At 67.2% G+C, this 13,358-nt stretch carries 10 protein-coding genes, 1 tRNA gene and 1 pseudogene; 9 read left to right on the top strand and 3 right to left on the bottom strand.

Annotated features, from left to right (window positions below; translation table 11 throughout):
- Nucleotides 1–44: 44 nt before the first annotated feature.
- From AC1DNC_RS16510 to AC1DNC_RS16500, 3 genes are all read left to right on the top strand, one after another.
- Nucleotides 45–743: a lysophospholipid acyltransferase family protein gene (locus tag AC1DNC_RS16510; protein WP_476863641.1), complete on the top strand. Its 699-nt coding sequence runs from the start codon at nt 45–47 to the stop codon at nt 741–743.
- Nucleotides 740–2,290: a ribosome biogenesis GTPase Der gene (der, locus tag AC1DNC_RS16505; RefSeq protein ID WP_346959094.1), complete on the top strand. Its 1,551-nt coding sequence runs from the start codon at nt 740–742 to the stop codon at nt 2,288–2,290. Before AC1DNC_RS16510 ends, der begins: the two co-directional genes overlap by 4 nt.
- Before the next feature lie 162 nt (nt 2,291–2,452).
- Nucleotides 2,453–2,529: transfer RNA gene (locus AC1DNC_RS16500), tRNA-Pro, on the top strand.
- 68 nt (nt 2,530–2,597) lie between these two features.
- On the opposite strand, the gene AC1DNC_RS16495 is transcribed toward AC1DNC_RS16500, so the two are convergent.
- A complete protein-coding gene (locus AC1DNC_RS16495; protein ID WP_476863609.1) occupies nt 2,598–3,467 on the bottom strand; it encodes an Fpg/Nei family DNA glycosylase in 870 nt (289 codons plus the stop codon).
- Nucleotides 3,468–3,620: 153 nt separating this feature from the next.
- Between AC1DNC_RS16495 and gcvH the strand changes: the two genes are divergently transcribed.
- The 5 genes and pseudogenes from gcvH to AC1DNC_RS16470 form a co-directional block, all read left to right on the top strand.
- Nucleotides 3,621–4,007, top strand: coding sequence for a glycine cleavage system protein GcvH (gene gcvH, locus AC1DNC_RS16490; RefSeq protein ID WP_138769663.1), 387 nt, complete (start codon nt 3,621–3,623; stop codon nt 4,005–4,007).
- 164 nt (nt 4,008–4,171) lie between these two features.
- On the top strand, nt 4,172–4,645 hold the full coding sequence (locus AC1DNC_RS16485) for an FHA domain-containing protein (protein ID WP_476863608.1): 474 nt from the start codon (nt 4,172–4,174) through the stop codon (nt 4,643–4,645).
- Nucleotides 4,646–4,668: 23 nt separating this feature from the next.
- Nucleotides 4,669–5,385 (top strand): transcriptional regulator FtsR, encoded by a 717-nt coding sequence (ftsR, locus tag AC1DNC_RS16480; protein ID WP_476863607.1) that lies wholly within the window; start codon nt 4,669–4,671, stop codon nt 5,383–5,385.
- Complete coding sequence (locus tag AC1DNC_RS16475) at nt 5,385–5,888, top strand: bifunctional nuclease family protein (protein ID WP_476863606.1); 504 nt, start codon at nt 5,385–5,387, stop codon at nt 5,886–5,888. Before ftsR ends, AC1DNC_RS16475 begins: the two co-directional genes overlap by 1 nt.
- Nucleotides 5,889–6,152: 264 nt before the next feature.
- Nucleotides 6,153–6,704, top strand: a pseudogene (locus AC1DNC_RS16470) (MerR family transcriptional regulator); the annotation flags it as partial.
- Nucleotides 6,705–6,779: 75 nt separating this feature from the next.
- Here AC1DNC_RS16470 and AC1DNC_RS16465 read toward each other — a convergent pair.
- Entirely contained in the window at nt 6,780–7,652 is an 873-nt protein-coding gene (locus AC1DNC_RS16465; protein ID WP_476863605.1) for a ParA family protein, read from the bottom strand.
- Nucleotides 7,653–7,958: 306 nt separating this feature from the next.
- Between AC1DNC_RS16465 and AC1DNC_RS16460 the strand changes: the two genes are divergently transcribed.
- The gene (locus AC1DNC_RS16460) at nt 7,959–11,354 is read left to right on the top strand and encodes a pyruvate carboxylase (protein WP_476863604.1); all 3,396 of its coding nucleotides are present in this window, start codon (nt 7,959–7,961) and stop codon (nt 11,352–11,354) included.
- A 94-nt stretch (nt 11,355–11,448) separates the two neighbouring features.
- On the opposite strand, the gene AC1DNC_RS16455 is transcribed toward AC1DNC_RS16460, so the two are convergent.
- Nucleotides 11,449–13,269 (bottom strand): AMP-dependent synthetase/ligase, encoded by a 1,821-nt coding sequence (locus AC1DNC_RS16455; RefSeq protein ID WP_476863603.1) that lies wholly within the window; start codon nt 13,267–13,269, stop codon nt 11,449–11,451.
- Nucleotides 13,270–13,358: the final 89 nt, after the last annotated feature.

Below are 13,358 nucleotides of genomic sequence, written 5' to 3'. Positions count from 1 at the left end.
CGGCCGGGGCGAAGCATCCTGCCCGCTGGTACTTCTTCGGAACCATGGCGTGGAGCCGTCCGGTCGGCTGGTTGCTCGACCACCTGGTGTACCGGACCGCGGTCAGGGGCCGGGCCAACGTACCGGCCGCGGGCCCGGTGATCTTTGCCGGCAACCACATCAGTTTCCTGGACGGCCCGGTCATGTTCGGCGCGGCGCCCCGGCCGATGCACATCTTCGTTAAGCAGGAGATGTTCAAAGGCTTCCTGGGTCTGGTCCTCAAGGCGTCAGGCCAGCTGCCGGTGGACCGTTCGGGGGACCGGACAGCGCTGGAGCGGGCCAAGGGCTTGCTCGACGCCGGACGGTGCGTCGGGATCCTGCCCGAAGGCACCCGGGGGAGCGGGGAGGCCGCCGCCATCAACAACGGCGTGGCCTGGCTGGCGCTGAACTCGGCGGCCACCGTGATCCCGGTGGCTATCCTCGGCACCAGGGTCAGCGGCGAGCACCTCAACGCGGTTCCCCGGCCGGGCCGGCGCTTGCACGTCAGCTTCGGCGGCGCCCTTACCGTCAGCCGGAGGCCCGGCGAGACCGGGCGTGCTTCAATGGACAGGGTGGGAACCGAGATCCGCGCCGCACTGGCGCGCCATGTCCAGGACACAATTCAAAGTAGCGGGCAGCGACTGCCCGGGGCGGATTCCCCGCAAGAACCACAGACAGCAGTAGCCGCGACGCCGGCAGATCACCACCTAAGGAAAGTGCAATGAGCGATACGACTCAAACCCCCGGCCATTTTGGCGCCGGCGAAGACGAATACACGCCCACCGGCACGGACCAGGTGGCGGAGAACCTCGCTGCCCTGGACGACGAGGAAGCCGAGCTGCGCGCGGCTTCGCTCCGGGCCGGCCTGGACGACTACGAGCTGGACGAGGAAGACGCCGCCCTGCTGAGCGGGCGCTACGAGGACGAGGACTTCGACGGCCCGGTCAAGCTTGACCCGGTCCTGGCCATCATCGGCCGCCCGAACGTCGGCAAGTCCACCCTGGTCAACCGCATCCTGGGCCGCCGCGAAGCCGTGGTGGAAGACACCCCCGGCGTCACCCGTGACCGTGTGATGTACTCCGCCCACTGGAACGGCCGGAACTTCACGGTCGTCGACACGGGCGGCTGGGAGCACGACGCCCGCGGCATCCACGCCCGCGTCGCCGAGCAGGCCGAGATGGCTGTGGAGCTCGCCGACGCCGTCCTGTTCGTGGTGGACTCCGCCGTCGGCGCGACCGCCACGGATGAGGGCGTCATGAAGATGCTGCGCAAGTCCAAGAAGCCGGTCATCATGGTGGCCAACAAGGTTGACGATTTCGCCCAGGAAGCCGACTCGGCCGCGCTCTGGGGCCTCGGCTTCGGCGAGCCGTACCCGGTGTCCGCACTGCACGGCCGCGGCGTCGCCGACCTGCTCGACCATGTGATGGACACCCTGCCGGAGTTCTCCACCATCGAAGGCCTGGAGCGCAGCGGCGGTCCACGCCGCATCGCCCTGATCGGCCGGCCGAACGTCGGCAAGTCCTCGCTGCTGAACAAGCTGGCTGGCTCCGAGCGCGTCGTCGTTGACAACACCGCAGGCACCACCCGCGACCCGGTCGACGAGTTCATCGAGCTCGGCGGCCGCACCTGGCGCTTCGTCGATACGGCCGGCATCCGCCGCCGCCAGCACATGGCCCAGGGCGCGGACTTCTACGCCTCGCTCCGGACCCAGAGTGCCCTCGAAAAGGCGGAGGTCGCCGTCGTGCTCCTCGCCGTGGACGAAGTGCTCAGCGAGCAGGACGTGCGCATCCTGCAGCTCGCGATCGAGTCCGGCCGTGCGCTGGTGCTCGCGTTCAATAAATGGGACCTGCTCGACGACGAACGCCGCACCTACCTGGAACGCGAGATCGAACAGGATCTCGCCCACGTGGCATGGGCCCCGCGGGTAAACATCTCGGCCAAGACCGGCTGGCACAAGGACCGGCTGGTTCCGGCCCTGGACACCGCGCTGGAGAGCTGGGACAAGCGCATCCCCACCGGACGCCTGAACGCGTTCCTCGGCGAGCTGGTCGCGGCGCACCCGCACCCGGTCCGCGGCGGCAAGCAGCCGCGCATCCTCTTCGGCACCCAGGCCTCGAGCCGTCCGCCGAAGTTCGTGCTCTTCACCACCGGTTTCCTGGACCCCGGCTACCGCCGGTTCATCACGCGCCGGCTCCGCGAGACCTTCGGTTTCGAGGGCACGCCGATCGAGGTCAACATGCGGGTGCGGGAAAAGCGCGGCAAGAAGCGCTAATTCCGGACGCACCCGCGGGGAAAAGTTCCCGTGACATGGTCAAAGTGTCACGGGCACCCTCCGGAATCGTGTAAGCTTTTGGAGGTGGTTCGGCCGGACTGCTCAGATGAATTCTTTTGGATTTCCAAATGAAGCATCGTGAGCGGAGAACGGCGGAACCAGCGGGCTGTAGCGCAGCTTGGTAGCGCACTTGACTGGGGGTCAAGGGGTCGCAGGTTCAAATCCTGTCAGCCCGACCAACAGAAAGTACCCCGCCATTCCGGCAACGGAATGGCGGGGTTTTCTGTTTAACCCGACTTCGGGGCGCCTACTTCAAGAAGCGTGATGTCCGGCGGTCCGCCAGGATCTTGCCCTTCGTCTGGCAGCTCGGGCAGTACTGCAGGGCGGTGTCGGCAAAGGAGACTTCGCGCACCGTGTCACCGCAGACCGGGCATGCCTCTCCGGCCCGGCCGTGCACCCGCATGTGGCTTCGCTTCGCGTCTTTGAGCTCACTTGGCGGCTTCCCCAGGGCCTCCGCCACCGCCGTCCCCAGAATCTCGTGGATCGCCTCGTACAACCGCTCCACCGCCGCCCGGTCCAAGGACTTGGCGATCGCGAACGGGGACATCCTTGCCGCGTGCAGGATCTCGTCGCTGTAGGCGTTCCCGATGCCGGCAATGACACCCTGGCTGCGCAGCACCCCCTTGACCTGCTGGTTGCTGGCCGCGAGGATTCCGGCCAGGGCCTCGACGTCGAACCCGGCGCCGAACGGATCCGGTCCGAGTGCCGCGACTCCCGGCACATCGGACGGGTTCCGCACCAGGTACACCGCCAGGCTCTTCTTCGTGCCCGCCTCGGTCAGGTCCAGGTCCAGCGGTCCGGCCGGGCTGGAAAACGACAGCCGTGCCGCGATGTGCCCGCTGCCCATCTTCAGCACCGCGCCGGTGGGGGCGTCGGTGAACCGCACCCACCCGGCCCGGGCCAGGTGAAAGACAAGGTGCAGCCCGTCGGCTTCGATGTCCACGAACTTGCCGTGCCGGCCCACCCCCGTCACGGTCCGGCCTTCCAATTCCGAGATGGGAGGATCCGCCGTCTTCAGCACCGCGAACGAGACGATCTGGACTTTGCTGAGCACGGCGCCGCGCAGGCGGGTGTCCAGGAAGTCCGCGAGTGCCGCTACTTCCGGTAGCTCAGGCATGGGCAAATCCGGCCGGAACGGGTGCGGGTGCTGGCATGGGCCCATCATGCCAGAGTCCTCCCCGGGTCCGGCCGGATATGCCTATACTTTCAGCGGCGGCCCGTTCGATCGGCCGCCGTCGACCTTGGTGATAGACCCGACGAAAGGCCCGCCATGAGCATCATTCCCGAAGAGCTGTCCTACACCGCGGAACACGAATGGGTCTCCGCCCCGAACGCCGACGGAGTCGTCCGCGTGGGGATCACGGATTTTGCCCAGGACGCGCTCGGGGACGTCGTCTACGCCCAGATGCCGGAGGTCGGCACCGACATCAAGGCGAACGACGTCGTCGGTGAGGTCGAATCCACCAAGAGTGTCAGCGATATCTACGCCCCGGTCAGCGGCGAAGTGGTGGCCCGCAACGAGGCATTGGACACCGATTCCGCCCTGATCAATTCCGATCCCTACGGCGAGGGCTGGCTGATCGAAATCAAGCTCGCCGAGGCCGACGCCGTGGAGTCGTTGCTCAGTGCGTCGGAGTACGAACAACAGGTAGGCTAATGGGAAGGTCTCCGGGCCGTGTTACTGGACACACCGATTGTTGGACACAACAATTGTGCGCCTAAGTGGCCGGCCGGGGGGACTGACTACCGGATCTGCCAGGCTTTTCCGGACGGCATGCGTTGTTTGCAGGGGGGACACCTGCAACGAATGAGGAGGACTCAATGGTTGGGCACGGACAGAACGACACCGGTGAATACGGCACGGGTGGAGTGAAAGCCTCGGAGACCACATCCATCCATCTCACTCCTATCCGCGATGAGCCCACGCTCACTCCGAAGGTTTCGGTCGAGGAACGCACGGCCATCGAGTCGCTCCCGGCGGGCTCCGCCCTGCTGGTGGCGCACAGCGGTCCGAACGCCGGCGCCCGTTTCCTGCTCGACTCGGACGTCACGACGGCGGGACGGCACCCGGACGCCGACATCTTCCTCGACGACGTCACGGTCTCGCGCCGCCACGTCGAGTTCCGCCGCACGGCCCGCAGCTTCGAGGTCGTGGACACCGGCAGCCTGAACGGCACCTATGTCAACCACGACCGTGTCGACAGCGTGGAGCTGAAGTCCGGTAACGAGGTGCAGATCGGCAAGTTCCGGCTCACCTTCTACCTCAGCCCTGCCCGTACCTCAGGCAACGTCTGATCCCGGGGTAGTTGCCTGTGGCCATGGCACAAGCCGAACGGCGCGGACCCCAGGTCCTGAACATCGGGGAGGTCCTGGCTCAACTGAGCGATGACTTCCCCAATATGACCGCGTCGAAAATCCGGTTCCTTGAGGAAAAGGGGCTCATCAACCCGCAGCGGACACCGGCGGGCTACCGGCAGTACTCGGAGGGCGACGTCGAACGCCTGCGCTTCGTGCTGGCCCTGCAGCGGGACCAGTACCTGCCGCTGAAGGTGATCAAGGACTACCTGGACGCGATCGACCGCGGCGAACGCCCGGACAACCTGCCGCCCGGCGTCACGGTCTCGCCGCGGATCGTCTCCGAGCAACTCGCCGCGGAACTGAACCACCGGGTGCGCCTGCTCAGCGAGGAACAGCTCCGCACGGAGTCCGGGGCCAGCGTGCCGCTGCTGGAGTCGCTGCTCAGCTTCGGGCTGATCGGCCACGTCAACGGCAAGTTCGATGAACACGCCCTGCAGGTTGCCCGCGCATGCGTGCAGCTGGAGGGGCATGGCCTCGAACCCCGCCACCTGCGCCCGTTCCAGGCCGCCGCCGACCGCGAATTCGGGCTGGTGGAACGCGCGGTTGCAACCCTGACCTCGCGCAAGGATGCCGCATCGCACGCCCGTGCCGCCGAGGCCGCCCGGGAAATCAGCGAACTGTGCCTCTCGCTGCACCGGGCCCTGGTCCAGGACCGCATCTCGAGGATGGACATCTGATGATTGAGGTGGAAATCGTAGGCGTACGGATTGAACTTCCGTCGAACCAGCCGCTGGTGCTTCTCAAGGAGATGCACGGGGAGCGCCACGTCCCCATCTGGATCGGCACCCCGGAGGCCAGCGCCATCGCCCTGGCCCAGCAGGGCGTCGTCCCGCCGCGGCCAATGACGCACGACCTGCTCGTGGACGTCGTCGAGGCGCTCGGCCACACGATCGTCAGCGTCAATATCGTGGCGGTCGAGGACAACATCTTCTATGGCCAACTCCAGTTCGAAGACGGCACCACCGTGAGCTCGAGGGCCTCGGACGCCCTGGCCCTGGCCCTGCGGGCCAAGTGCCGGATCTGGTGCGCGGACTCCGTGATGGAAGAAGCCGGGGTGCGCATCACCGAGCACGACGACGGCGAGGAGGCCCAGCCCGGTCCCGCCGTCGACGAAGAGGGGGAGCTGCGCCGCTTCCGCGAGTTCCTGGACGACGTCGAACCAGAGGATTTCGCCGGCTGAGCCGGGTCAAAGCTTAAAGTCGAGGTCGAAAGTTTCGACACGCCCCGGCAATACCCCCAACGTCTTTGACCTTGGGCCCCGGCGGGCCTAACGTCGGAGGTACAAGTTCCCATTGCATACAACAGCCGCGCAAGTCACACTGGACAAAGCAGCCGGAGCCGAAACTACACGGATGATTTTCGTGGCCCTTCGGTCCGGCGCCGCTCCCGGACACCGCGTTGTTGCTGCAAGTTCCCGCGGGAGCTCATGACAAGGAGGATCCACGTGAGTCCGAAAGGCGAAGCAGGCGAGCTTAAGCAGGCCTCGACGGCAGGCGTAGCTGTGCCCGCGAGTGGTGCCCAGGGCCTGCTGTTCACCGAGGATCTTCCCGTCCTGGACGAAGACGCGGGCTACCGCGGCCCCACGGCGTGCAAGGCGGCCGGAATCACCTACCGCCAGCTGGACTACTGGGCCCGCACCGGACTCGTCGAACCCGCCGTGCGCGGTGCGGCCGGCTCCGGTTCGCAGCGTCTCTACGGTTTCCGCGACATCCTTGTCCTCAAAGTCGTCAAGCGGCTCCTCGATACGGGTGTCTCGCTGCAGCAGATCCGTACGGCCGTTGAACACCTTCGCGAACGAGGGGTCGAGGACCTGGCACAGATCACGCTCATGAGCGACGGCGCCAGCGTCTACGAGTGCACCTCGGCCGACGAAGTCATCGACCTGGTCCAGGGCGGACAGGGCGTCTTCGGCATCGCCGTCGGCCGGGTCTGGCGCGAAGTGGAAGGAAGCCTGGCGGCCCTCCCGAGCGAACATGCCGGGCCACATCGTGGCCCCGCGCTTCTTTGTCTGGCAAGTTCGCGGGTCGGGTCCGGTCCGGTCCCGGGAGCCGGCGCCGGCGGCCGGGCCGGGCTACCGCTGGCCGCGGTTTCGGACCATGCCGGCGGCTGCGAGCTCCCCGGTGGCGCCGGTTCCCATCAGGTTGGCCAGCAGGCTGTCGAACAACGCCGCGGCGTTCTTGGCGGAGTCCCCGGGCCAGTGATGGACCGAGTGGGCAGCGCCCTGGATTTGCTGCCAGTTCGCCTGCTCCGGGATGTGCGGGGTGAGCAACAGCTCGCCGAACATGGACTGCATCTCGGCCAGGCGGAAACTGTGCTCGGCGGATCCGGAGCGCACCCGGTTGGCCACGATGCCGGCGGGCGAGAGCCCGGGCGCGAACTCCTGCCGGAACAGCTGGATGGCGCGCATGGTGCGCTCGGTGCCCGCGACGGAGAACAGGCCCGGCTCGGCCACCAGGGCGACCTTGTCGCTGGCCGACCAGGCCATCCGGGTAAGGCCGTTCAGCGAGGGCGGGCAATCGATCAGAACGAGCTCGTAGTGTCCGGCGCCTGCCAGCACGGCGGAGAGCCGGCGCAGGTCGCGGCGGCCGAGGTCGGGCCGGTCGTAGATACCGGTGTACGCGGAACCGAGGGCCACGTCCAGCACGGAGGAGGCTGCCGTCTCGTCGGGGGAGGTGCCGTGGGATGCCCCGGCGCTCTTGTGCTCGAGCCAGCCGCTGGGGACGACGTTTTCGGCGAGACGGGCCCGTCGGGGGGACTTGAGCATCCGGCCGATATCCAGTTGCTCGTCCGGCCGAACCCCGAGGGCGGTGCTGGCGTCCGCGTGCGGGTCCAGATCGACCACGAGGGTGGGAATGCCGGCTGCGAGTGCGGCCGACGCCAGTCCGGTTGTCACGGATGTCTTGCCGACACCGCCTTTGAGGCTGCTGATGCTGACTACTTGCACTTGAAAAACCAATACCTAACGCCGGTTGCCGAGACTGGGTCATGCCGGCCCGTGCGTTCCTTCGGACCGGGGCGTGCATGCGCCACCCACCAACTCATCATATGTTGATGCGGCGACGAAACCTCTCTCATTCGGCCTCGCCGGGGCCCGAACTGCGGCGAAGCCCATGAAAGGGCAGCGATCTGCCTAATGCCACCGAAATGACGCATAATGCTGTGATGGGCGCCACAATGATTTGTGTTTGCGCACACCAGTCTTAGAAACTGTGACGACTTACCGAACCACCCGCAATGATGCAGGAGAAGTATGTTTTCCAAGATTCTGGTGGCTAACCGCGGCGAAATCGCCATCCGCGCCTTCCGCGCCAGCTATGAGCTGGGTGCCAAGACTGTTGCAGTGTTCCCAACGGAGGACCGTAACTCGATCCACCGCCAGAAGGCGGATGAGGCGTATCTGATCGGTGAGGAAGGCCACCCCGTGCGGGCGTACCTCGATGTGGATGAGGTTGTCCGCGTGGCGAAAGAAGCCGGCGCGGACGCCATCTACCCGGGCTATGGCTTCCTCTCGGAGAACCCCAACCTGGCCCGCGCCGCCGCTGCCGCGGGGATCACCTTCGTCGGTCCGCCGGCAGAAGTGCTGGAGCTGGCCGGTAACAAGGTCGCTGCGCTGGAGGCTGCCCGCAAGGCCGGCGTCCCGGTGCTCAAATCGAGCAAGCCGTCCAAGGACGTCGATGAACTCATCGCCGCAGCGGACGAAATCGGCTTCCCCATCTTCGCGAAGGCCGTCGCCGGCGGCGGCGGCCGAGGCATGCGCCGGGTGGACACGCGGGAGGCGCTGCCCGAGGCGCTGCAGGCTGCCATGCGCGAGGCCGACGCCGCCTTCGGCGACCCCACCATGTTCCTTGAGCAGGCTGTGCTGCGCCCGCGGCACATCGAGGTGCAGATCCTCGCCGACGCCGAGGGCAACGTGATGCACCTCTTCGAGCGCGACTGCTCCATTCAGCGCCGCCACCAGAAGGTAATTGAAATTGCCCCGGCGCCCAACCTCGACGACGGCATCCGCCAGGCGCTCTACCGGGACGCCGTGAAGTTCGCCAAGGCCCTGAACTACGTCAACGCAGGCACCGTGGAATTCCTGGTCGATACGGTAGGCGAGCGGGCCGGCCAGCACGTCTTCATTGAGATGAACCCCCGCATCCAGGTCGAGCACACCGTCACCGAGGAAGTCACCGACGTCGACCTCGTCCAGGCCCAGCTGCGGATCGCCTCGGGGGAGACCCTCGCCGACCTTGGCCTCTCGCAGGAGACCGTCAAGCTCAACGGCGCTGCGCTGCAGTCCCGCATCACCACCGAGGACCCGGCCAACGGCTTCCGGCCCGACGTAGGAAAGATCACCGGCTACCGTTCGGCCGGCGGCGCCGGTGTCCGGCTCGACGGCGGCACCGTGTACTCCGGCGCCGAGATCAGCCCGCACTTCGACTCGATGCTGGTCAAACTCACCTGCCGCGGCAGGGACTACAAGACCGCCGTGGCGCGCGCCCGCCGCGCCCTCGCGGAGTTCCGCATCCGCGGCGTGTCCACCAACATCTCCTTCCTGCAGGCCGTGCTGGATGACCCGGACTTCGTCGCCGGCGACGTCGCCACCTCCTTCATCGACGAACGCCCCGAGCTGCTCAAGGCCCGCGTCTCCGCTGACCGCGGCACGAAGCTGCTGACCTGGCTCGCGGACGTCACCGTCAACAAGCCCAACGGCGAGCTCACGGTGCACACCGACCCGGCGGACAAGCTGCCCGCTCTCGCGGACACCGAGGCCCCCGCGGGGTCGCGGCAACGGCTGCTGGAGCTCGGCCCGGAGGGCTTCGCGAAGGCCCTCCGCGGCCAGGACGCCGTCGCCGTCACTGACACCACCTTCCGTGACGCCCACCAGTCACTGCTGGCGACCCGCGTCAGGACCCGCGACCTGGTCGCCGCCGCCCCGGCCGTGTCCAAGCTGCTGCCGGAACTGCTCTCCGTTGAGGCCTGGGGCGGTGCCACCTACGACGTCGCCCTCCGCTTCCTGGGCGAGGACCCCTGGGACCGCCTCGCGGCGCTGCGTAAGGCGCTGCCGAACATCTGCCTGCAGATGCTGCTGCGCGGACGGAACACGGTCGGCTACACCCCGTACCCGGAGGAAGTGACGGTCGCGTTCGTCAACGAGGCGGCCAAGACCGGCATCGACATCTTCCGCATCTTCGACGCCCTCAACGATGTGAACCAGATGGCACCGGCCATCCGCGCCGTCCGCGACACCGGCACCGCCGTCGCCGAGGTGGCTCTCTGCTACACGGCCGACATGCTCGATCCGAATGAGAAGCTGTACACCCTCGACTACTACCTGGACCTGGCCCAGAAAATCGTCGACGCCGGCGCGCATATCCTAGCGATCAAGGACATGGCCGGATTGCTGCGTCCGGCTGCTGCCGCACGGCTCGTAACGGCCCTGCGGGAGAAGTTCGATCTTCCGGTCCACCTGCACACCCACGACACCGCGGGTGGCCAGCTGGCCACCCTGTTGGCCGCCGTGGATGCGGGCGTTGACGCCGTCGACGTCGCCTCGGCGTCGTTGGCCGGCACCACCAGCCAGCCGGCGGCCTCGGCACTCGTCGCAGCCCTGGCCCACACGCCGCGCGACACCGGGATGGACCTGGACAGCGTCTGCTCGCTCGAGCCCTACTGGGAGGCCGTGCGCCGCGTCTACGCACCCTTCGAATCCGGACTGCCGGGCCCCACCGGCCGGGTCTACCAGCACGAAATCCCGGGTGGCCAGCTCTCCAACCTGCGCCAGCAGGCAATTGCGCTGGGACTGGGCGAACGCTTCGAGGCGATCGAGGACATGTACACCGCGGCGGACCGTATCCTCGGCCGGCTCGTGAAGGTCACACCCTCCTCCAAGGTGGTTGGTGACCTGGCCCTGCACCTCGTCGGCCTCAACGCGGACCCGGCGGACTTCAACGAGAACCCGCAGAAGTACGACATTCCCGACTCCGTGATCGGTTTCCTCTCCGGCGAACTGGGCGACCCTCCCGGCGGCTGGCCGGAGCCGTTCCGGACCAAGGCCCTGCAGGGCCGCAGCGTCAAGGTCCGCGACGTGGAACTCAGCGCCGAGGACAGTGCCGCACTCAAAGGCGACTCCAAAACAGTGCAGGAGACCCTGAACCGCCTGCTTTTCGCCGGTCCCACCAAGGACTACCAGAAGAGCGTCGAGGCGTACGGCAACTTGTCCGTACTGGACACCCGCGACTACCTCTTCGGCCTGCAGCGAGGCGCCGAACACGAGATCGAGCTGGAAAAGGGTGTGCGGCTCATCGCGTCCCTGGAGGCTGTTTCCGAACCCGATGAGAAGGGCATGCGCACCGTGATGTGCACGCTCAACGGTCAGTCCCGGCCCGTGGTGGTCCGTGACCGCTCCGTGGTCAGCAACGTCAAGGCCGCCGAGCGGGCCGACTCCTCGCAGCCGGGCCAGGTAGCGGCGCCGTTCGCCGGCGCCGTCACCCTGACCGTCAAGGCCGGCGATGCGGTCAAGGCCGGGGACACGGTTGCGACCATCGAGGCGATGAAGATGGAAGCCTCGATCACGACACCGGTGGCCGGGACCGTTTCGCGGCTCGCCGTCGGCGCCGTCGAACAAGTCCAGGGCGGCGACCTGCTGCTGGTCGTGGAGTAGCGGCGAAGTGCAGTAAGCAGTAGCGCAACAGAAAGGGCTCCTCCGGCCGCAGCCGGAGGAGCCCTTTTCGGTTCGTACCGTCGTTCGAGTGGTATCAGGCGTGGGTGGTCCGCTTCGCGGAGTACATCTCCTCGATCACGTTCTCGAAGTCCTTCATGACCTGGGCGCGCTTGACCTTCATGGACGGCGTCAGGTGGCCGGAGGCCTCGGTGAAGTCGGAGGGCACAATGCGGAACGACTTGATCGCCTCGGCCTGGGACACGGACTGGTTCGCGTGGTTGATCAGTTCCTGGACCGCCGCCTTGACGGCGGGGTTCTCCGCCGCCTCCACCACGGTCGTCGACGCCGGCAGGCCGTGGCGCTGCAGCCAGCCCGGGAGCGCCTCCTCGTCCAGCGTCACGAGGGCGCCGATGAACGGACGGTTATCGCCCACCACGAGGACCTGCGAGACCAGCGCGTCGGCACGGATCTGGTCCTCGAGCAGGGCCGGCACGACGTTCTTGCCGCCGGCGGTGACAATGATTTCCTTCTTCCGCCCGGTGATGGTCAGGAAGCCCTGCCCGTCGAGCTGGCCGATGTCGCCGGTGCGGAACCAGCCGTCCACGAATGCCTCGGCCGTGAGATCCTCCCGGTTGAAGTAGCCGCGCATGACGCACACGCCCTTCGCGAGGATCTCGCCGTCCTCCGCGATCCGCACAGCGTTGCCGGGGATCGGGGCGCCGACCGTGCCGATCTTGATCAGGCCGGGCGTGTTGACCGTGACCGGGGCGGTGGTTTCGGTCAGGCCGTAGCCCTCGAGGATCTGCAGGCCGATGCCCTGGAAGAAGTGGCCGAGCCGTTCGCCGAGCGGGCCGCCGCCGGACACCGCGTGCGCGACCTGGCCGCCCATTGCGTCGCGGAGCTTGCCGTAGACGAGCTTGTCGAACAGGGTGTGTTTGAGCCGCAGGCCCAGGCCCAGCTTGCCCGCCTGGCGGGCCCGCGAATAGGCGATGGCGGTTTCCGCGGCGCGATGGAAGATCGCTCCCTTGCCGCCGTCCTCGGCCTTGGTCAGGGCCGAGTTGTAGACCTTTTCGAAGACCCGGGGGACGGCCAGGATGAACGTCGGCTTGTAGCTTTGCAGGTCCGGCAGCAGGTTCTTGATGTCGGGGGTGTGGGCCACGGTGACGCCCGCAGCAACCGCCAGTACCGAAATGAAACGGGCGAAGACGTGCGCGAGCGGCAGGAACATGATGGTCTTGGCCTGCTCGTGCACGATCTGGCCGAGGGAGGTGGCCAGGACGTTGTCCGAGAGCTCCACGAAGTTGCCGTGCGTCAGTTCGCAGCCCTTTGGCCGGCCCGTGGTGCCGGAGGTGTAGATGATTGTGGCGAGGTCCGTGAGCGAGGCCTGGCTGCGGCGGGCTTCCAGTTCGGCGTCGGTGATCGCGGCGCCGGCGGCGCGGACCTCGTCGAGGGCGTCGCCTTCCAGCTGCCAGACATTCTTCAGCGCGGACAGGCCCTCGGAGCTCGCGGCCTGCCGGATGATGTCCTCGTGGTGGGCGGATTCGCCGAAGGCCGCGACGGCACCGGAGTCGCCCAGGTTCCAGGCGACCTGCGAGGGGGAGGACGTTTCGTAGATCGGGACCGAGACGGCGCCGGCGAACCAGATCGCGAAGTCGATGAGGGCCCATTCGTACCGGGTGCGGGACATGATGCCGACCCTGTCGCCGGCCGCTACGCCACTGGCCATCAGGCCCTTGGCGAGCAGGGAGACATCAGCCAGGAAATCGGTGGCCCGGACGTCCTGCCACTGGCCTGCGGCGTCGAGCCGTGAGAACAGGGCCGGGTTGGACGCCTTGGCTGCCTGGCGCAAAACCAGGTCCGTGACGTTCGTCTCCGGGGGGACGCTGACCAGGGGCGGGACACTGATTTCTCGCACGATAGCTCCTTTGATATCCATTGACCCGCAAGGGGGTACGGCTAACAGTAGTATGTGGCCCCGAGTCGGGTGTGTTCCACTTCACCTAC

The sequence above is a fragment of the Arthrobacter sp. 01N442 genome, from assembly GCF_056399345.1.
This window is presented reverse-complemented; position numbering and strand designations above follow the sequence as displayed.

What these genes read in the sequence shown, in the direction of transcription:
- AC1DNC_RS16485 (WP_476863608.1), top strand. Translation starts at nt 4,172, where the DNA reads ATGGTTGGGCACGGACAGAACGACACCGGTGAATACGGCACGGGTGGA.
- AC1DNC_RS16495 (WP_476863609.1), bottom strand. Translation starts at nt 3,467, where the DNA reads ATGCCTGAGCTACCGGAAGTAGCGGCACTCGCGGACTTCCTGGACACC.
- ftsR (WP_476863607.1), top strand. Translation starts at nt 4,669, where the DNA reads ATGGCACAAGCCGAACGGCGCGGACCCCAGGTCCTGAACATCGGGGAG.
- AC1DNC_RS16475 (WP_476863606.1), top strand. Translation starts at nt 5,385, where the DNA reads ATGATTGAGGTGGAAATCGTAGGCGTACGGATTGAACTTCCGTCGAAC.
- AC1DNC_RS16510 (WP_476863641.1), top strand. Translation starts at nt 45, where the DNA reads ATGGCGTGGAGCCGTCCGGTCGGCTGGTTGCTCGACCACCTGGTGTAC.
- gcvH (WP_138769663.1), top strand. Translation starts at nt 3,621, where the DNA reads ATGAGCATCATTCCCGAAGAGCTGTCCTACACCGCGGAACACGAATGG.
- der (WP_346959094.1), top strand. Translation starts at nt 740, where the DNA reads ATGAGCGATACGACTCAAACCCCCGGCCATTTTGGCGCCGGCGAAGAC.
- AC1DNC_RS16460 (WP_476863604.1), top strand. Translation starts at nt 7,959, where the DNA reads ATGTTTTCCAAGATTCTGGTGGCTAACCGCGGCGAAATCGCCATCCGC.